The sequence below is a fragment of the Acinetobacter sp. YH12135 genome (assembly GCF_013418565.1).
Taxonomy (GTDB): Bacteria; Pseudomonadota; Gammaproteobacteria; order Pseudomonadales; family Moraxellaceae; genus Acinetobacter; species Acinetobacter towneri.
In genome coordinates this window covers 35,303-54,375 of sequence record NZ_VPBU01000016.1, presented here as the reverse complement: position 1 = coordinate 54,375, position 19,073 = coordinate 35,303, and the positions used below count along the sequence as shown (strand labels likewise).

The window sequence follows — 19,073 nt, the reverse complement described above, 5'->3', positions numbered from 1 at the left end:
TATTCTGTATTCTCAATTAAGCTATTCACCACAATTTATTTTGATTTTTTATATTCTTTACTTTGAATTGGTATGCCCTTTACGCTCTCACATGCGGTACTTGCCCCACCACTCGCCAAGCTTTCAGGACAACGTCTGCCCATCGCTGCACTCGCTATAGGTACGATGTTGCCAGATTTACACCGTCTGTTTACTTTGCGTCATGATCCCACTCCACATTTATGGTCAGCATTGCTGTATCCAAATTTATTATTGGGTCTTGTCTTTTGTGCGCTGTGGTATTTACTCTATCGCCCTGCATTGTATCGCTTTGTGGGCGTGCATCACCCGTTAAATCTAAACACGATAAAATCTGTACTTGGGTTTGTATGTGGCTTGATTCTGGCCTTACTGATTGGCAATGCCACCCATTTAATTTGGGATGGTTTAACCCATCACGACTTTCGTAGTTTTGCCTTTCAGGATTTTTTAGCGCAATCGGTACAATTAGGCACAGGTATTTATCCGATGCATCGCATACTGCAAATTGGCAGTTCTATTTTGGCGCTGCCTTTTTTGTTATGTATGAGCCTGCATTATTATCGCAAGCATCGACAGCTCAGTTCTGTAAGCACTAAAATTCGCGTTTATGCCATCGGCCTAATTATCTTGTCGATTGTATGTGGTGGTTTTTCACTTTGGGATTATGCGCGTTATATCCCCGATGCGACTTGGCAAGCCGAACTATATTATTTTACGGGACGCGCCATCAATGAGTTTAGCCAAGGGGCATTACTCATGTTCAGTTTAGGTTGTCTGTTATTTTTGTTTTTGGATCGGTAAGGGTAGATAAAATAAAGTCAAAGCTCATCACTTTATCCTGAATCTTGCTGCATTATCCTATTTCAGACACATTCCTTGTAAAAACCCACTGTTTTTGCAGCAGGTTCTTGTAGCCACATGCCCAAAGAGGCATAATCCTACCTTTGCTAAAGGCGGTGCGCTGTTTACGTATTCGCTTCCTTAACCCATATAGTTGGATTTTTAACGCTATGATGCGAACTCATTATTGCGGTTCTTTAACCGAAGCTCAAATTGATCAAACCGTGACCCTGTGTGGCTGGGTACACCGTCGTCGTGACCACGGTGGTGTAATTTTCCTAGACATGCGTGACCGTGATGGTCTTGTGCAAGTCGTAATTGACCCAGATACCCCAGAAGCATTTGCAACTGCAGATAAAGCACGTTCAGAATTTGTATTAAAAATCACAGGTCGTGTACGTCGTCGCTATGCAGGCACAGAAAATGCCAATATGGTCAGTGGACAAATTGAAGTTTTAGGCAAGGAAATTGAAGTTCTTGCAGCATCTGAAACGCCTCCGTTCCCATTGAACGATGAAAATACCAACATTTCAGAAGAAATTCGTTTGAAATACCGTTTCTTGGACATCCGTCGTCCAGAAATGTTAGATCGCTTACGTTTCCGTTCTAAAGTCACCAACCTAATTCGTAACTATTTAGACGATCATGGTTTCTTGGATGTTGAAACACCAATTTTAACACGTGCAACGCCTGAAGGTGCGCGTGACTATTTAGTACCAAGCCGTGTATCTAACGGTAGCTTCTATGCTCTGCCACAATCTCCACAATTATTTAAACAATTGTTGATGGTGGGTGGTATTGACCGTTATTACCAAATCGCTAAATGTTTCCGTGATGAAGATTTACGCGCAGACCGTCAGCCAGAATTTACTCAAATCGACATTGAAACATCGTTCATGAGTGACGATGACATTATGGATTTGATGGAAGGCATGACCGTGAAGATGTTCGATGAACTTCTAGGCGTGAAATTCGACAAATTCCAACGTATGCCGTATTCAGAAGCGATGCGTGATTATGCGTCTGATAAGCCAGACTTGCGTATCCCACTGAAATTGGTAGACGTTGCTGACTTGATGCAAGACGTTGAGTTCAAAGTATTTGCTGGCCCAGCGAAAGATCCGAAAGGTCGTATTGTTGCCCTTCGCGTTCCTGGCGCGGGTTCATTGCCACGTAGTGCGATTGATGAATACACTAAATTTGTAGGCATCTATGGTGCGAAAGGTTTGGCGTATATTAAAGTCAATGAACTTGAAAAAGGCATTGAAGGTTTACAATCTCCAATTGTGAAATTTATTGAGCCAATCGTGCTTGATTTATTAAAACGTGTAGGCGCTGAAAATGGCGACATCGTGTTCTTTGGTGCAGATAAAGCCAAAGTTGTAAACGATGCAATGGGTGCACTTCGTGTCAAAATCGGTCACGATTTGAACCTTGCAACCTGCGAGTGGGCGCCGCTTTGGGTGGTTGATTTCCCAATGTTTGAAGAAACTGATGATGGTAAATGGACCTCTGTGCATCACCCATTCACTTTACCAAAATCAAGCGTTGAAGATGTGAAGAGCAACCCAGGTGAAGCTTTATCTGTCGCGTATGACATGGTATTGAACGGTACTGAAATTGGTGGCGGCTCACTACGTATTTATACTTTAGAAATGCAAAAAGCGATTTTTGAAGCTTTAGGTATTGAAGAAGAAGAAGCCGAAGAGAAATTCAGTTTCTTATTGAATGCGTTGAAATACGGTGCGCCTCCGCACGGTGGTTTGGCATTTGGTTTAGACCGTTTGGTGATGTTGATGACAGGCGCTTCGTCTATTCGTGATGTGATTGCCTTCCCGAAAACCAAGACAGCTGAATGTCCATTGACTCAAGCACCTGCACCAGTTGAGGCGACTCAATTGCGTGATTTGGGTATTCGTTTACGTGAAAAACCAAAAGCAGAATCTCAAGAATAAGTTTTGAACGTTTCAGAAAAACCCTGCAAATTTGCAGGGTTTTTTATTAACTTCAATTTGGATAAATTCCAAGTTGAACAATAAAAATAATAATTACTTTACTTGGCTAATAGCAAAACGATTACACTGCACTATGCTAAACTGCCTAATTATGAATAACATTGAATAATTCAATTTCATACCTCATTTTATTTTGTTTTAAGGCTTCTGATCATTTTTCTTGTGGAACAAGCACGTTCGCGTTCACTGCAAAATTTATGCTTCATTTGTACCTTATATTTTGAGATCGGCTGTCTGATGTACTTAATTTTAAAAATAATATCTGTCTTTCCTTTACGCCTGCTGCAAGCAATTGCAATGATGGCTGCTGGTCTTATTTATTATTTTAATTTATCTATCAAACGCATCACTGCAATTAATATTAAACTGGCTTATCCAAAGCTTTCATCTGCCGAACAAGAACAGCTCATAAAAAAGAGTGTACAAAGTCAATGTCTCAGTTATCTAGAGTTTATTAAATGCTGGGGAATGCCACCAAATTACAGTTTGAATCTGCTAAAAAATGTTTATGGTGAAACGGTTTTAACTGACGCTCTTGCAAATAAAAAAGGAGTTATCGTGGTAGTTCCTCATTTTGGTTGCTGGGAGTTACTCAATGCATGGCTCAGTGTATATACAGCCCCCATGATTATGTATAAGCCCAATAAAAACAAAGGGATAAACCGATATTTACTAGAAGCTAGAGAAAAATTTAATGCCACTTTAGTACCCACCAATGAAACTGGTATTCGTTCTATTTTTAAACATTTGAAACACGGCGGTTTAACAGTCATTTTACCAGATCATTTACCCAAGCCATCTGGTGGTATATATTCTGCTTTTTTTGGGAAAAAGACTTTATCCATCACACTAGTTTCCAAGCTTGCAGCAAAAACACAGTGCAATATTATTGGTTTAAGCTGTATTCGAAGTCTAAATTTAAGATATTTCAATATTCACTGTCAAAAATTGCCAGATGCTATTCTGTCTCAAGATTTACAACACTCTGTAGACTGTCTAAACCTTTCAATGCAAAATATGATTGAACAAGCACCTGAGCAATATATTTGGTCATACAAGCGCTTTAGAAATTGCTTGGGCAATGTCAATATGTACCGTAAAGAGTAGATTTTTTTAAATACGTTTGCTCTTTTTGCACGTATAAAACCAAGATTTAGGTTATTCAATTGAGATCAATTTTCAACAATGGCATAATAGCGCTTCGTTTTGAGTTTTAAGTTGAGCGTTACTATGGCTATGCGTCCTGCAGTTCGTAATCGTGGCATTATGCTAATTGTATTTGCTGTCGCTCAATGGTTATTCATGCGTTATATTCTGGCCAATAACCTGTTTGCCTTAGACACCAATGACCGCATTTTGTACTTTAGCTTAAGTTCTATTGGCGGTGCGTTTGTGATTTTTGTGGGGCTGATTTATATGGTGTTGGCGGGGAATGCGGATAAAGAGTAAATTTTTTAAATGAAAAAAATTTTATTTATAGTAGATGATTTAGGTAAGGGGGGGGGCTGAAAAAATTACTCTCGCGCTTGCGCATACTCTAGCAAAAAGCAAGCATTTAGTAACTCTTGCTGTTTTAAACTCGAGTAGAAATACACTAATAGTTGACCCATCTATCGAATATATTGACTTAAATATTGATACAAAATTTGCATTTGGTAAGCTTTGGAAGTTTAAAGAACTTTCGACAAAAGAGCTGCAAAATTTTTCATCATTAATAAATAAGAGAAATTTTGATTTAATAATTATTGGTTTTCATAATGGATATTACCTAGGCAAATACTTAACCCAAAAAGAAAACATCTGGTATTGGATTCATGGAGATCTTTTAGAGATTAGAAGATTTAACAATCCTTTAAAACAAATCAAAGAGTATTTTCGTTTTTTTAGAAATAAAAGAAAGTTTTCTAAATTATTTAAGAATAAAAACCTAATTACAGTAAACCGTGACTTAGAATATAAAGCAAAGATTCATACACAACCAAATTCAACTATCACTATTGCAAATGGTGTAGAATTACCTAATGATCTTATAGGTCGATCTAAATTTACTAAAAAGAAATGGGATGTAATTTTTGTTGGGCGCTTAGTTCAAATTAAGCAAGTAGACCATGCCATTAAAGCATTTGCTATGAGTAATCTCACGGGAAGAATGGCCATTGTTGGAGATGGGCCTGAATGCCAGAAACTCAAAGACCTAGCAAAACAACTTAATATTTCCGATAGAATAGATTTTCTTGGATGGGTAGATGAACCACATCAACTAATGTTACAAAGCAAGAGTCTTGTTATGTGCTCTTTATACGAAGGTAGTCCAGTAACATTAGCCGAAGCAATTGCTCTTGGTATTCCTGTTATTAGTTATGACTCTTCAGCTGGTATTACAGATTTATTTACTCTTGATACTGCAAAATTTGGATTAGTTCCTAAACAAAATATTCAAGCTTTAAGTGATGCATTGGAAAAATGTGTAGCAGACCCTTATATATATAATAATGAATGTATAGAAAAAGTATGCATACAGAATATGGAAATACAAATTTTAAATTTAGTTTCCAAAGAAAATAAATGACCTTCATTTAAAGTTAAGATTAATGTGTCTATTAATTTCAGATAGCTAACTTTAATTCTGATTCAATAGTGCCAAAACAACACAACCAAACATTAAATTCTATTAAAAAATTAGATCAAAATATATGACAAATTAAAAATAAATATATATGATTAGTTATTAAATTTAAAAGAGTACACTTTTATGCTTATTAATTCCAATGAAAAAAAATTAAATAGTAATACTCAAATTTCAAAATCAGACAAATTTAATCTATTAATCATTGACGATACATTCCCCTCTCCTAAAAGTGGATTTAGATATATAGAGTTCACCACATACTTACAGGAATTTAAAAAATCTGTAATAATAACTTCTGGAAAAAATATTGAGTCACTTGATAAAAAATCAGCAGCTATTATTGTACAAGAATATAAGGAAAAATTTCCAAATCTTAGTCATAAAGTAATACTTGAAAGCAAAAAAATACATATTAAGAGCACTGATCTGGTCTATCTCACTTTTTTAAATAACACATTCGCAATTTTACCTAAAATTGAGTCCGCTAAAGCTCCATTTGTATTTACTCTTTATCCAGGTGGAGGATTTTTACTAAACGATCCTATATGTGACCATAAGCTCAAACGAATCTTTAGTTCCCCTTGTTTTAAAAAAGTAATAGTAACCCAGCAAGTAACTTATGATTATATTTTAAATAAAGGAATGTGTTCTAAAGAAAAAATTCAAATGATCTTTGGAGTTGTAATGCCTGAGATATCCAAAACAGATTTATTTACTAAAAAACATTATTGGGGATTTGATAAGAATCGCATGGATATCTGTTTTATGGCGCACAGATATACTCCGTATGGAAAAGATAAAGGATATGATATTTTTATAGATGTTGCCACTATACTGCATCAACGATATAAGAATATCTACTTTCATGTTATAGGGTCTTTTGATTCTAAAATTATTAATGTTGATACATTAGGTGACCATATCAAATTTCATGGTTCATTAGATCCAGAAGATTTTGACAATTTATTCAAAACTATTGATATAATTTTATCCCCCAATATTAGTGGTCAAATTTCTCCAGGATCATTTGATGGCTTCCCCACTGCTAGTTGTATTGAAGCTGCTTTACGCGGTAGTGCTATCTTTGCTCACGATGAATTTAACTCCGCAGAAAACTATTTTACTAACGAGAAAGATATTGTATTAATTAAATATGACACCAATGATATTATTGATAAAATTATTTTTTATTATAACCACCCCGCTGCCCTAAAAGAAATAGGAAAAAATGGCGCACACCGCGTCAAAGAACTGTACAGCTTAGAAACGCAAATGGATCCACGAGTTAACTTATTACACAAATTAGCGTACACTGAAGAACCATTAAAAAATATATTTTTTAAAATTTTTAAACTAAATATTCAATGGAAATTACATTCAATTCTAAATATCTTTAAAAAGCACATATAAAACTAATGCCTGTTGGTATTTTGGTGTATAAAAATAGTAAACTCAATTATTAAATCAAAATCACTACCATCGGTGCTTCCTACAATGCTGAATGAACAATTCTAGTCTAATTTAATCGAATTTATTATTTCAGATAAAGCAGCTCATGATAGTAAAGTTACTCATATTTTAGACAAGCAATTGGATTTAGATGAAACAGATAAAAACTATGATTCCTGAGCATTAAGTGTAAAAAAGGATTAAATCCAACAAACCAAAGAAATCAAATACGAAATCTATCAATAATCATATGACCTAGTTTTTATATACAATCAGATATTTAGCTGATAATATAGTTTCCGTTTGAAGTCATTTAGCTGAGTTCTTCACGGATTAATAAACTAAAGTAAAATTTTAAAATCACAGTTGCCTTTATAAAAATTCAGCATACACTAACTAACAACAGTCATCTATAACATAAACTTCATTTTAAACAATAAAAATTTAAAGCTATAAACCTCATAAAGTTTACCTTATACTTTAGACATCCTAGTTATCATCAATAACACTGAATCAATACACAAATAGTTTAAAAATCACCGTAATTTCCAAATAATAATTTTTGGTAAAAAAACAAGTAAGTAAAAAAATATTTGACGCATAGTAAATATTTTTAGCGAAACTGATTTCTTAATCAACAAACAATAAATATTATAATCACTTCCAGTTTTATAAAAATATCTTGCATAACGAAAAGTATATTTCGCATACACTGCATTCAACCTTTTTCTCTCCTCACAACTCAACTCTTCAGAGAGCTTTTTATCATATGCCCTCATTATACCCAGAGGCAAAATTGGGTTTATTTTTTTACCAATATTACTAATCCCAACATCTACACGATATGCACCCAACTCTTCATCCAAGTGATAAATAAACCCTTTTCTAGCCTGCTCAATATGAATTTCAATATCTAATGCTTTAGGATGCAAACTATCAAAATAATCAAATATAAAATCATTGCGAAACATTTTTGATGAATGTGCAAAAAAAGGTAAATTTAGATATAAATAATCTAAATTAAATTTGCCTTTTTGATGAGTCCATTCTCGCACCTTATTTCCTTTGGCATCTATATACCGCATATCATGAGTACAGATAACACTATCTGGGTTGGATTCCATAACATCAAATTGACGTTGCAATTTACCTGGTAGAGCTAAATCATCTCCATCAAGGTGATATATATATTTGCCTTTAGCCTTTTTATATACAGATTTAATATTTTCTATTGGGCCTATATTTACTTTATGAAATATAGGAACAACAATATTAGGATATTTTATTAAAAATCCTTCTATTATTTTTCTAGTTGAATCAGTAGAGCAATCATCCCCAACAATCACTTCATACTGAAAATTTGTATTTTGATTTAGAATACTTTGTAAAGTCTGCTCTAGAAATTTTTCTTGATTATAGGTAACAATACAGACTGAAACCAATATATTCATACTAAATCGATCTCTCTTTTTTTAGTTCTATTTCCAGCATAAGTAAATCTCTTTTTCTATCTTTAATTTTTTTTGCTGGTGTACCCATATAAACACCAAACTCTTTACAATTTTTATTTACTAAACTTAATGCACCAATAGCAACACCTGTTTCTAAAGTAACACCAGGCAAAATCACACATCCAGATCCAACAATTACATGCTTTCCGATTATAACATCTGAACTTGTCACATTTGTATATTTACTAGGCACTGTAGGATTCGTCATAAACTGACCACTGTAATCATCATTACTACTATAAATAGCTACTTTTGATGAAATATTACAGAAATCCTTTAACACTATTTTACCTGCTCCTATGAGTGAGCTATATACTGCAATATGAATATGGCTTCCTATCTCAATTCCACCTATACCAGCTGATAGTACACAAAAATCATCAATTCTTACGTTATTACCAATTTTTATATTATTACAATTATAATAAGAAGCTTTATCTGATAATAAACAGTTTTTGCCTACACTAAGAAAACCCATTGCTTTAATTTGTTCTTCTGTTAAAAAAGCCATCTTAATTATCCTTGATTAAATCAATAATTTTCTGTACTGAATCTAGACCAAGATTTGGATATAGCGGTAAGCAAAGTACTCGCTCTGATAAATATTTCGCTTCAGGGGTGTCTGATTGATATTCCTGATAGATTGATAAATCTGTCATTATCGGATAAAAATATTTTCTTGCAAAAATCCCATTAAGCTTTAGTTTTTCAAACAATTCATCACGTCTAAGCGGATACGGCTTAGAAATAACGATTGGGAAATAAGAGTAATTATCTTTTTCTAAACTTGGACGTTTAATACAGTGAATTCCAGATATACCTGTAAGTCCATGACGATACATGTCATCTATTTTTTGACGTGCTAATAGTGTGCGATCAATAGATTTCAATTGTAGCAAACCTAGTGCAGCATGCACTTCACTCAATTTACCATTTAAAGAAATCTCATCTATTGTATTCTCATTCACAATACCAAAATTCTTTAAACGATCAATACGTTGCTTCATTTCAGCACTATGGCAAACAATAGCCCCCCCCTCAAAAGTATTAAATACTTTTGTAGCATGAAAGCTCATTACACTTAAATCACCATAATTGAGTAAGCTTTTTCCATGATGTTTTACACCAAAGGCATGTGCCGCATCATAGATTAATTTTAAATTATGCTTAGTAGCAATATTTTGTAGTACTTCCACATCACAAGGGATGCCATAACAATGTACTGGTAAAATCGCGACCGTCTTATCAGTTATGGCTTGCTCAACTTTTACTGGGTCAATATTAGATGTTTGCGGATCAATATCAACAAAGACTGGAGTGAGTTTATTCCAAACTATCGAGTGAGCCGTAGCAACAAAAGTATATGGCGTCGTAATCACTTCACCTTGCTCAAGCCCTAGCGCCTGTAGTGCTGTTACTAACGCAATTGTTCCATTATTAAATAATGAAATATAATCAACGCCCAAATACTCACAAAGCTCTTTTTCCAACTGCTGATGTAATGGTCCACAGTTGGTTAAAATTTTATTTTTCCAAATTTGTTCTAAATAAGGAATAAATTCTGCAAGCTCAGGTAAAACAGGTTGAGTGACATAAATTGACTCTTGACTCATATCTCATTCACCAAAGAAATTAGATATTGCCCATAATCATTTTTACTCATGCTTTGACCAATTTCTAAAACTTGTTCTTTGCTCAGCCAACCATTATTCAAGGCAATTTCTTCCAAACACGCCACTTTATAACCCTGACGTTTTTCAATGGTTTCTACAAACTGTGCTGCCTCCAGTAAACTTGAATGTGTACCTGTATCTAACCATGCAAAACCACGTCCGAGCAATTCCACATTTAGATCACCGCGCTCTAAATACATCTGATTAACTATGGTAATTTCTAATTCTCCACGTTCAGAAGGCTTCACTTGTTTCGCAATTTGAATCACATCATTGTCATAAAAATATAGACCTGTGACCGCAAAGTGGGATTTAGGTTGTTTAGGTTTTTCTTCTAAAGAAATTGCTCGTTTCTGCTCATCAAATTCAACCACACCAAAACGCTCAGGGTCTTTCACCTGATAGCCAAATACCGTTGCACCTTTTTGACGTGCAACGGCTTGACGTAGCATTGGGGTAAAACCTTGACCATAAAAAATGTTGTCGCCAAGCACTAAACAAACATTACTATTTCCAATAAAGCTTTCACCAATAATAAAAGCCTGTGCTAAACCATCTGGACTAGGTTGGACGGCATATTCAAGCTGAATACCAAATTGAGCACCATCACCCAATAAACGCTTAAAACCATCAATATCTTCAGGGGTACTAATAATGAGTACGTCACGAATACCCGCAAGCATCAGCACCGAAAGCGGGTAATACACCATGGGTTTATCATAAATAGGCAATAACTGCTTAGATACCCCTTTGGTAATTGGATATAAACGTGTACCTGAACCGCCCGCTAAAATAATACCTTTTGTTGTATTTGACATTATGAATTTACACCTAATCTTTCGCGTTGGTAACTGCCATCTTGCACTCGATGACACCAGTCCAAATTATTTAAATACCATTGCACCGTTTTACTGATTCCAGTTTCAAATGTTTCCGTTGGTGACCAGCCCAATTCATTTTGAATTTTTGTGGCATCAATTGCATAACGTAAGTCATGCCCAGGGCGGTCTTTTACAAATGTAATCAGTGATTCATACGCTTGACCATTTGCCTGTGGTTTTAACTCATCCAAAATCTTACAAATAGTTTTGACCACTTCTATATTCTGTTTTTCATTATGACCACCAATATTATAGGTTTCACCCACTACACCCTCAGTCACCACTTTATATAAAGCGCGTGCATGATCTTCTACAAACAACCAATCCCGAATTTGTTGACCATTACCATATACAGGCAAAGGTTTAGCATCCAGTGCATTTAAGATCACCAATGGAATTAATTTTTCTGGAAAATGGTAAGGCCCATAATTATTTGAGCAATTGGTCACAATGACAGGTAAACCATAAGTTCTGTACCAAGCACGTACCAGATGATCCGAACTGGCTTTAGAGGCAGAATATGGAGAGCTTGGTGCGTATGAAGTTGTTTCTGTAAACAAATCTGTCGTGCCTTCTAAGTCACCATAAACCTCATCAGTTGAAATATGATGAAAGCGAAAGTTTTGTTGAGCTTCAGCGTCAAGCCCCATCCAATACTTTCGAGCGGCTTCTAATAAAGTATAAGTTCCCACAATATTGGTTTGAATAAATGCTGCTGGGCCATCAATTGAGCGGTCTACATGCGACTCTGCAGCTAAATGCATAATTGCATTAGGTTGAAATGCATCTATTGCAGCTGTAATTTGTTCTGTATCACAAATATCGATTTGTTTGAACTCATAGTTCGGATATTGATCGATTTCTTTTAACGATTCTAAATTACCTGCATAAGTCAACTTATCGATATTTAGAACGTGGTTGTTGGTATTTTGAATAATATGGCGGATGACAGCTGAACCAATAAATCCTGCACCGCCTGTAACTAAAATTTTCATAACCAACCCAAATAAACCATAATGACATTATTAAATATATGTAGAATCAAGAAAATCGATCAGCTTATCCGCAACTTTGCAAAATTGATATTCATTTTCAGCATCTTGGTGTCCAACCTGTGCCATTCTACTAATTTGCTCAGGGGATTCAATCAGAATAATTAGATTATTAACTAGATCTTGAACATCTCCGCATTTTGTCATCAAACCATTTTCACCTTGTCGAACAATTTGCTGGACACTAATATGATCACTCGCAACAACAGGTTTCCCCCAAGCAAAAGCATCTAATATAGCCAATGGTTGGGTATCATTCATTGTAGGAACGAGAGCAATATCAATATCTTTATAAAACTTTCTTTTTTGTTCTCCGCTAATCCAGCCTAAAAACTCTACTTCACCTTCCAAATTCAAATCTTTAACTTGCTGAAATAAAAACTCTTTCTGTTCACCATCCCCTGCAATCAACAACTTGACCATGTATCCTTTTTGCTTTAACTGCTCCACAGCAGAAATTGCTATGTGTGTACCCTTATATTCAACCAAGCGCGTCATAATCCCCAAGACCACAGGTTCCCCAAGTTTTTTAGCAAAAGAAGGTTCATCTTCTGGCAAATGTATTAAATTTGGAATAACTGCTTGTGGTTTTTTTCTCAAATCCACACCCTTCTTTTTTGCAGCATCAGCAACACACTGGGCTACATAAGGAGTAATATGAATAAATCCATCTGCGCGTAATGTCCTTTTCACATTATGACTATGATTCATCGCAATAACAGGGCATTTGATTTGTGAAAAAAACATCGCATTTTTAAATAAGTAAACAGCACGTCCACTATGGGCGATTACAAGATCAGGCCGATAAGAGCGTAACCATAAAGCTAGTTTTACTGCTGCAATCAGATCATAAAACCCTGAACTATTGAGTACAAACTTTGGATAACTCTCAGATTTTAACTTTTTATTTTCATCACCATATACCAAAAAACCTTCATGCCCCTTGCTTTCTAATGCATCAAAAGTGTTCAGCATTGCTTGCCAACGCCCACCTGAAGCATCCCCATAAACTGTGTGAACTATTTTTAATTTTTTCAAGAAAAGCCTTTTTCAAATTGCGCTAACTACTGATTAGAAAACATTTTATTATTATTAATCTAAATAGGCCACCACCTAATTTAAAATAACACTCTGAATCTTGCCTTACTTCAAGGTTGCTCTGACAACAGAATAGATTTTTGCTACTATACAAAATTGATATGTCAAACTTTCAAATCTTATGAAAAGCAAACCTAGCCTTGCTGTTCTTATTATTCATGACCAACGTGCTGGGCATTTAAACCCTAGCTTAGGAGTTTACGACAATCTAGAAACCGCTTATTCAACAACTTTATATAAAATAGTTACACCCACCTTAAAAAAGTGGCAAATCAGCCTCTTAAAAAAAATTAGTTGGTATCCGCGTTTATTCGACTTATTTGCTGCTTTGTTTTTTAGAAATTTTATTTTAAATCATGATATTAACTGCATTATTTGCTCTGGAATGCCCAACCTAATCTATGGCATTTTTGTAAGCCGTAATTTAAAAGTTCCTCTATTTTATGCAGGTGACTTACGTAAGGTAAACAGCAAACTAGTCAGCTGCACAATTACTGCACTCCCACAAAATACGCAGTCAGATCAAGTTGTACTAACAACACCACCTGTTAAAAAAGAGTTTTTTAACATGCAACATGATCAACTCGATCAAACAACAGCTTTACTCGTTTTAGGAGGGGCTACAGATGAACACCCTTTTACTTATACAGATTTTGAAAAAATCATAAGTAACTTCATTCTATTTTGTAGAAACAATCAACTTAAAGGCTTAATTACCAACTCACGTCGCACACCAAATCTAAGTGCATTTTTGAATAAAACTGATATTCCAAAAAATATCCAATTACATTTTATTCATACTGAAAAAGCTTTGTCACTAATTCAACTAATTCAACAAGCTACTTATATTTTCGTCACAGAAGACAGTACTTCCATGCTTGCCGAAACTATCCAAAGTGGACGTTTTGTCAGCTCAATATATGGCCCCAAGTCTATTTTAGAACCTTTAAATGAGAAATATCTTCAAGCTCAACTCATGCAGAGACAAATGCTCGAAGATATTTTTCAGTATCCAAATGTCAGAAATACCCAAGATTTAAACTCATCAAGCCCAATTACCCAAGCTTTTAAACGTAATTTAGGATATTAAAATGATTTCAGTCATCCTCACTCATTACAATAAAGGCCAATTACTGAATAGAACCATTGAATCACTACAACCTCAAGATGAAAATTTGCACGAAATTATTGTGGTAGATGACTGCTCTACAGACCCAGAATGGTCTAAAAACAGTAAATATCTAATAGAAACTTACCCAAAAATCAAAATCATTCAAAATGCAGACAATAAAGGCCCAGCTGTTCGTTTAAATCAAGGTGCATTTTCTGCAACTGGTAATTATCTATTTTTCATGGATGCTGATGATGTTTTAGCACCTAATCGTCTCAATATGTTTTTAGCAGAAATGCAAAAGCAAAATGCCGATTTATGTTATGCAGAAAAGGTTAAAATTCACGATCTGAATGAAATTCAGAAGCACACTATTGCAACATGGCAATCTAGCACAACACCTTTAAATTACGTACTTGAAAATAATATTATGCAGATGTGCGTTATGTGTACACGTGACTTATTTATAAAATCCAAAGGCTGCAATGAAAACATATTTATTCAAGATGAATCATTAGCTTTAAACTTATCCAAATATTCAAAAAAAATAATCTCTAGCGACTTACATAGTGTTTTTGTTATTTTAGATGAGACTGAAACAAAATCTATTCGTGGGGAAAACCGCCTATCCCGCCATCTAGAACAACAACACCATGATATGTTCTTCACAATTGATGATTTTATCCGAGACTATCCAGATATTGCTGAACAAAATAAAAAACTACTGATCAAAAAAGCAATTTCAACCTATTGGAAAAGTATACGCCATACACCCCAGCGAAAATTTACAGACTTCATCATTTACTTAACAAGTCGTCTTCATCCAATTCAAACATGGAACAAACATCGGATGAAACTCACAACTTACTTCAACCAATTAGATCATGTAAGAAAAATTAATAGTAGAGAAAGCAACTAAGCTCTTTTCCCCAATTTCATTCGCAATTTAAAAGCAAATAATGAGTCTTTACCACTCACTTTAATACGTTGCAATTGCATAAAATCAGGCATTTTCCCATCTATGCCTTCTTGCGTTGTTACTGCATTGGTATATCCTGCCTGCTGTGCCAAACTTACATCACGCGCGGCATAAATACCAAATGGATATGCAAAACTATTTACAGAGCGATGAATCAAATCTTCAAGTGATTGCTTGGATTGAGTTAACTCATCTAAGCATTCAATATCATCCAACTTTGCAAGATTCGCATGGGTCATTGTATGTGAACCAATTTCTATCAAACCGGAATTTGATAACAATTTGACTTGTTCATCATTTAATTTAGGCTCACGGGCAAGTTCACCACTATTATGATGTGCTTTTTTGTAGGTTGACCAATCTCGATCATGTCGGTCTATCACTACATAAATCGTCGCTTTGGCTTGATATTTTTCTAAAATTGGAAAAGCATTTTCCAAGTTATCTAAATAACCATCATCAAAAGTGATTGCAACAGTTTTTGCAGGATGCCTCCCCCAATGATCTTGTAATTCCTGCATAGTTACAAAGTTAAAACCTTCTGCTTTTAGCCATGCTATTTGCTTTTCAAACTCAGTGGGCCTAACTCGTAATTTATTAAATTTTGCACCATCAATGTGCTCACGTACCATGTGATACATTAAAATTCGTGGTCTATTCCAATCTACTGCTGGCTTCCACCATGCGTACTTATAACTGAATGCGAACAACAAGATAAATAAAACAATCAGAATATAAATCACGATTAAATCACAGCTACTTGATTAAAAGATATGTTGCCACACGCTCTGCTTCTTTAAAAGCAGTCGTAGAATATAATTCAGCAATTTGTCTAGCATTCGATACAAGTTTTTGATCAATCAAATGCTGCACGGAACGCGTAATCCGATCCTCTTTCACTCGATCTATCTGAATAAGCCCTACTTTACAACCTGCGGTGAGTGCTTCGTATATCATAGACACACTATCTTCAGTCACCCATACTGCTTCCGCTTTTTGCATCTCTTCAAAAATCCAACCCTGCGGCGTTTCTTCAACTGGGAAAATTTGCAATTGTGAAGCAAAACTTTGCTGGGCCACTGCAGGTAAAAAATCAGCAGGTGTACGCCTAGAACTCGTCAAAATAATGTCACACTGCATGTTCTGCTGCACAATCTGCTGAATCGCAGACATCACCTTATCTGCATTCCAAATATGCCGTTTAGATGAACCACCTAACGCAATCAAAATACGGTTTGCTATGTGTCGCTGCTCATTTTCAATGGGATTCAACGCACCTTGTGTAACAATCACATTTTCCCGCTCTAGCACACCATCATGTTCAGGAATAACCACATGATCAAACCAAGATAATGGAAAATTGGGTTTCATTAAAATGACAGTTTTCGCACATGAAAAAACTTTGCCCATCAATAAAACACGTAATTGCGTATGACTACCTACTCCAAAAATATAATCAGGTGGCTGCGATACTGCAGCATGTTTTTGTTTTTTATATGCGGCCAATAAACTCAACAGTGGTAAATGATCAATTGAAATTTCTTCAAAAGTCAGATCAATATTTGTTTGCTTTTGCATTGCCTTAAAAAGACCCAATGCTTGAGAGCGATGACCTGCCTTACCATCGCTCACATATAAAATATGCATATTCACCCACCAGATCTAAAGCACGAATAGCATCATTTTACTAGATCAAAGCATTTAAAGTAAGCAAAGCTACATATCCTCAATGACTCGAAATATAAACTTCATTGAACTGTCACAGGGCTTAAATCCGCCTTTTCAGATTCAATGAGTAATTGAACCGCTCTTTCTCTAATTTCGGGGGTATAGTTTGGTTTTTTCATCGGAATAGTCTCTCAGAATATTGAGTCTCCGACAAACCCGGTACGGTTCAAATTGCCTTAATAGATTGACCTTGTTGATGAAGTATTTGGATTGTCACTGCTTGCTCCAAAGTTAACATGTTGAGCAGTCCAAAAAGACCACTATATTAACCAAGGGGGTCAATTTTCAAATGCTGTTGGGGGGTCATTTTTACATTGCCGCTAACAGTAAATTCCATGAACTGCATGTGACCGGGAAAAGTCAGGTCGCTGAACAGGCATTAGTGCTGATTCAGAAACTGTATGCCATAGAAGCAGAACTCAGGAAAAAGACGGATGGTACAGCGGAAGACCGCCGCGAATACCGACAACAGCATAGCCAACCGGTGATGCAACAACTATATGAATGGCTCAACCAACATCATCTGACGGTGCCATCGAGTTCTCCCACCGCCAAGGCTATCAATTACACTCTGAAGCGTTGGCCAGCTTTAATCCGCTATTTGGATGATGGCAATCTACCGATTTGCAATAATTGGGTAGAGAATCAAATGCGACCTTGGGCCTTAGGGCGCAAGAACTGGCTGTTTGCTGGCTCGCTGCGCAGCGGCCAGCGAGCGGCGAATATCATGACTTTAATCCAGTCAGCAAAGCTGAATGGCTTGGATCCGTATGCCTATTTAAGTGATGTGCTGAAAAGGCTGCCGACGCATAAAGCGACCCAAATAGAAGAATTACGCCACATCGCTGGAAATCCAACTCAAATTAAAAAATAGGCATGGGGTTCAGCGGACGCTTACAGCGCAAGGAGTGAAAACACAGTTCTGAGCGAAGCGCAAGACACGTAACATCCTTTACTTCACTCATAAAAAAACCCTTATATACAATAAGGGTTTTTTAAAGATTAAACTAAAACTTAGTTTTTCTCTTTGTCTACGATTTTGTTTGCTTGGATCCAAGGCATCATCGCACGTAACTTGTTACCCGTTACTTCAATACCGTGAGCCGCGTTTTGACGACGACGAGCAGTCATTGATGGGTAGTTCAACGCACCTTCTTGGATGAACATTTTCGCATATTCACCAGATTGAATACGTTTAAGTGCATTGCGCATTGCTTCACGTGATTGTTCGTTAATCACTTCAGTACCAGTTACATACTCGCCATATTCAGCGTTGTTAGATACTGAATAGTTCATGTCAGCGATACCGCCTTCGAACATCAAGTCAACGATCAATTTAAGCTCGTGTAAGCATTCGAAGTAAGCCATTTCTGGTGCATAACCAGCTTCAACAAGAGTTTCGAAGCCCATTTTAACCAATTCAACAGCACCACCACAAAGAACTGCTTGCTCGCCAAATAAGTCAGTTTCAGTTTCTTCACGGAAAGAAGTTTCGATGATACCTGTACGACCACCACCTACACCTGAAGCGTAAGAAAGTGCAACGTTACGTGCATTACCAGAAGCATCTTGATGAATCGCGATAAGATCAGGAACACCTGAACCACGTTGGAATTCAGAACGTACAGTGTGACCAGGTGCTTTAGGTGCAACCATGATTACATCTAAGTCTGCACGTGGAACAACTTGGTTATAAAGTACAGAGAAGCCGTGAGCAAATGCTAAAGTTGCGCCTTGCTTGATGTTTGGCTCAATCACGTCACGATAAAGTTGTGATTGGAACTCATCTGGAGTCAAAATCATAACTAAGTCAGCTTGAGCAACAGCAGCAGGAACTTCAGAAACTTTAAGACCCGAATTTTCAGCTTTTTTCCAAGAAGCAGAACCAGCACGTAAACCTACAGTTACGTCTACGCCAGAATCTTTAAGGTTAAGCGCGTGCGCGTGACCTTGTGAACCGTAACCAATGATCGCTACTTTCTTAGATTGAATGATAGATAAGTCGCAGTCTTTATCGTAAAAAATTTGCATTGCTGTCTCCGCTAAAATGCTTTGGATTCCTATCTTACTCAAGTACTTGTCTATT

General features: G+C 36.0%; 17 protein-coding genes and 1 pseudogene. 9 read left to right on the top strand and 9 right to left on the bottom strand.

The window, feature by feature from the left end:
* Window positions 1–72 precede the first annotated feature (72 nt).
* The 6 genes from FTU70_RS10175 (at window position 73) to FTU70_RS10150 (ending at window position 6,915) form a co-directional block, all read left to right on the top strand.
* The gene (locus FTU70_RS10175) at window positions 73–822 is read left to right on the top strand and encodes a DUF4184 family protein (protein WP_180060541.1); all 750 of its coding nucleotides are present in this window, start codon (window positions 73–75) and stop codon (window positions 820–822) included.
* A gap of 209 nt (window positions 823–1,031) precedes the next feature.
* Window positions 1,032–2,816 (top strand): aspartate--tRNA ligase, encoded by a 1,785-nt coding sequence (aspS, locus tag FTU70_RS10170; RefSeq protein WP_004975017.1) that lies wholly within the window; start codon window positions 1,032–1,034, stop codon window positions 2,814–2,816.
* A 297-nt stretch (window positions 2,817–3,113) separates the two neighbouring features.
* Entirely contained in the window at window positions 3,114–3,983 is an 870-nt protein-coding gene (locus FTU70_RS10165) for a lysophospholipid acyltransferase family protein (protein WP_180060549.1), read from the top strand.
* Window positions 3,984–4,106: 123 nt separating this feature from the next.
* Entirely contained in the window at window positions 4,107–4,325 is a 219-nt protein-coding gene (locus FTU70_RS10160; protein ID WP_104852495.1) for a hypothetical protein, read from the top strand.
* Window positions 4,326–4,389: 64 nt separating this feature from the next.
* Window positions 4,390–5,445 (top strand): glycosyltransferase, encoded by a 1,056-nt coding sequence (locus tag FTU70_RS10155; RefSeq protein ID WP_180060548.1) that lies wholly within the window; start codon window positions 4,390–4,392, stop codon window positions 5,443–5,445.
* Window positions 5,446–5,628: 183 nt separating this feature from the next.
* On the top strand, window positions 5,629–6,915 hold the full coding sequence (locus tag FTU70_RS10150; protein WP_104852497.1) for a glycosyltransferase family 4 protein: 1,287 nt from the start codon (window positions 5,629–5,631) through the stop codon (window positions 6,913–6,915).
* 575 nt (window positions 6,916–7,490) lie between these two features.
* Here the strand turns inward: FTU70_RS10150 and FTU70_RS10145 are convergent.
* From FTU70_RS10145 to FTU70_RS10120, 6 genes are read right to left on the bottom strand one after another with little or no spacing between them, the layout of a single operon-like run.
* Window positions 7,491–8,405 (bottom strand): glycosyltransferase family 2 protein, encoded by a 915-nt coding sequence (locus tag FTU70_RS10145; protein ID WP_180004582.1) that lies wholly within the window; start codon window positions 8,403–8,405, stop codon window positions 7,491–7,493.
* A gap of 1 nt (window position 8,406) precedes the next feature.
* The gene (locus tag FTU70_RS10140) at window positions 8,407–8,976 is read right to left on the bottom strand and encodes an acyltransferase (RefSeq protein ID WP_180060540.1); all 570 of its coding nucleotides are present in this window, start codon (window positions 8,974–8,976) and stop codon (window positions 8,407–8,409) included.
* A gap of 1 nt (window position 8,977) precedes the next feature.
* Window positions 8,978–10,078, bottom strand: a complete 1,101-nt coding sequence (locus FTU70_RS10135) for a DegT/DnrJ/EryC1/StrS aminotransferase family protein (protein ID WP_180060539.1) — start codon at window positions 10,076–10,078, stop codon at window positions 8,978–8,980.
* Entirely contained in the window at window positions 10,075–10,956 is an 882-nt protein-coding gene (gene rfbA, locus FTU70_RS10130) for a glucose-1-phosphate thymidylyltransferase RfbA (RefSeq protein WP_180060538.1), read from the bottom strand. Before rfbA ends, FTU70_RS10135 begins: the two co-directional genes overlap by 4 nt.
* Window positions 10,956–12,014, bottom strand: a complete 1,059-nt coding sequence (rfbB, locus tag FTU70_RS10125) for a dTDP-glucose 4,6-dehydratase (RefSeq protein WP_180060537.1) — start codon at window positions 12,012–12,014, stop codon at window positions 10,956–10,958. The genes rfbA and rfbB overlap by 1 nt, the downstream gene beginning before the upstream one ends.
* 30 nt (window positions 12,015–12,044) lie before the next feature.
* Window positions 12,045–13,109 carry a glycosyltransferase family 4 protein gene (locus FTU70_RS10120; protein WP_167846278.1) on the bottom strand — a complete coding sequence of 355 codons (1,065 nt, stop codon included), beginning with the start codon at window positions 13,107–13,109 and terminating at the stop codon, window positions 12,045–12,047.
* Window positions 13,110–13,290: 181 nt separating this feature from the next.
* Between FTU70_RS10120 and FTU70_RS10115 the strand changes: the two genes are divergently transcribed.
* Together FTU70_RS10115 and FTU70_RS10110 are read left to right on the top strand one after the other, a co-directional pair.
* The gene (locus FTU70_RS10115) at window positions 13,291–14,259 is read left to right on the top strand and encodes an ELM1/GtrOC1 family putative glycosyltransferase (protein WP_180060536.1); all 969 of its coding nucleotides are present in this window, start codon (window positions 13,291–13,293) and stop codon (window positions 14,257–14,259) included.
* 1 nt (window position 14,260) lies between these two features.
* Entirely contained in the window at window positions 14,261–15,199 is a 939-nt protein-coding gene (locus FTU70_RS10110; protein ID WP_136143930.1) for a glycosyltransferase family 2 protein, read from the top strand.
* Here FTU70_RS10110 and FTU70_RS10105 read toward each other — a convergent pair.
* Complete coding sequence (locus FTU70_RS10105; protein WP_136143931.1) at window positions 15,196–16,002, bottom strand: polysaccharide deacetylase family protein; 807 nt, start codon at window positions 16,000–16,002, stop codon at window positions 15,196–15,198. The genes FTU70_RS10110 and FTU70_RS10105 overlap by 4 nt on opposite strands.
* A 13-nt stretch (window positions 16,003–16,015) precedes the next feature.
* Entirely contained in the window at window positions 16,016–16,906 is an 891-nt protein-coding gene (locus FTU70_RS10100) for a mitochondrial fission ELM1 family protein (RefSeq protein ID WP_180060535.1), read from the bottom strand.
* Between the two features lie 400 nt (window positions 16,907–17,306).
* Between FTU70_RS10100 and FTU70_RS10095 the strand changes: the two are divergent.
* Window positions 17,307–17,854: pseudogene (locus FTU70_RS10095) on the top strand (IS66 family transposase); the annotation flags it as partial.
* Window positions 17,855–18,001: 147 nt separating this feature from the next.
* Here the strand turns inward: FTU70_RS10095 and ilvC are convergent.
* On the bottom strand, window positions 18,002–19,018 hold the full coding sequence (ilvC, locus tag FTU70_RS10090) for a ketol-acid reductoisomerase (protein ID WP_004974988.1): 1,017 nt from the start codon (window positions 19,016–19,018) through the stop codon (window positions 18,002–18,004).
* Window positions 19,019–19,073: the final 55 nt, after the last annotated feature.

Bases quoted from the DNA above. Each gene is read 5' to 3' on its own strand.
- FTU70_RS10175 (WP_180060541.1), top strand. From the start codon at position 73: ATGCCCTTTACGCTCTCACATGCGGTACTTGCCCCACCACTCGCCAAG.
- aspS (WP_004975017.1), top strand. From the start codon at position 1,032: ATGATGCGAACTCATTATTGCGGTTCTTTAACCGAAGCTCAAATTGAT.
- FTU70_RS10165 (WP_180060549.1), top strand. From the start codon at position 3,114: ATGTACTTAATTTTAAAAATAATATCTGTCTTTCCTTTACGCCTGCTG.
- FTU70_RS10160 (WP_104852495.1), top strand. From the start codon at position 4,107: ATGGCTATGCGTCCTGCAGTTCGTAATCGTGGCATTATGCTAATTGTA.
- FTU70_RS10150 (WP_104852497.1), top strand. From the start codon at position 5,629: ATGCTTATTAATTCCAATGAAAAAAAATTAAATAGTAATACTCAAATT.
- FTU70_RS10145 (WP_180004582.1), bottom strand. From the start codon at position 8,405: ATGAATATATTGGTTTCAGTCTGTATTGTTACCTATAATCAAGAAAAA.
- FTU70_RS10140 (WP_180060540.1), bottom strand. From the start codon at position 8,976: ATGGCTTTTTTAACAGAAGAACAAATTAAAGCAATGGGTTTTCTTAGT.
- FTU70_RS10135 (WP_180060539.1), bottom strand. From the start codon at position 10,078: ATGAGTCAAGAGTCAATTTATGTCACTCAACCTGTTTTACCTGAGCTT.
- rfbA (WP_180060538.1), bottom strand. From the start codon at position 10,956: ATGTCAAATACAACAAAAGGTATTATTTTAGCGGGCGGTTCAGGTACA.
- rfbB (WP_180060537.1), bottom strand. From the start codon at position 12,014: ATGAAAATTTTAGTTACAGGCGGTGCAGGATTTATTGGTTCAGCTGTC.
- FTU70_RS10115 (WP_180060536.1), top strand. From the start codon at position 13,291: ATGAAAAGCAAACCTAGCCTTGCTGTTCTTATTATTCATGACCAACGT.
- FTU70_RS10110 (WP_136143930.1), top strand. From the start codon at position 14,261: ATGATTTCAGTCATCCTCACTCATTACAATAAAGGCCAATTACTGAAT.
- FTU70_RS10100 (WP_180060535.1), bottom strand. From the start codon at position 16,906: ATGCATATTTTATATGTGAGCGATGGTAAGGCAGGTCATCGCTCTCAA.
- ilvC (WP_004974988.1), bottom strand. From the start codon at position 19,018: ATGCAAATTTTTTACGATAAAGACTGCGACTTATCTATCATTCAATCT.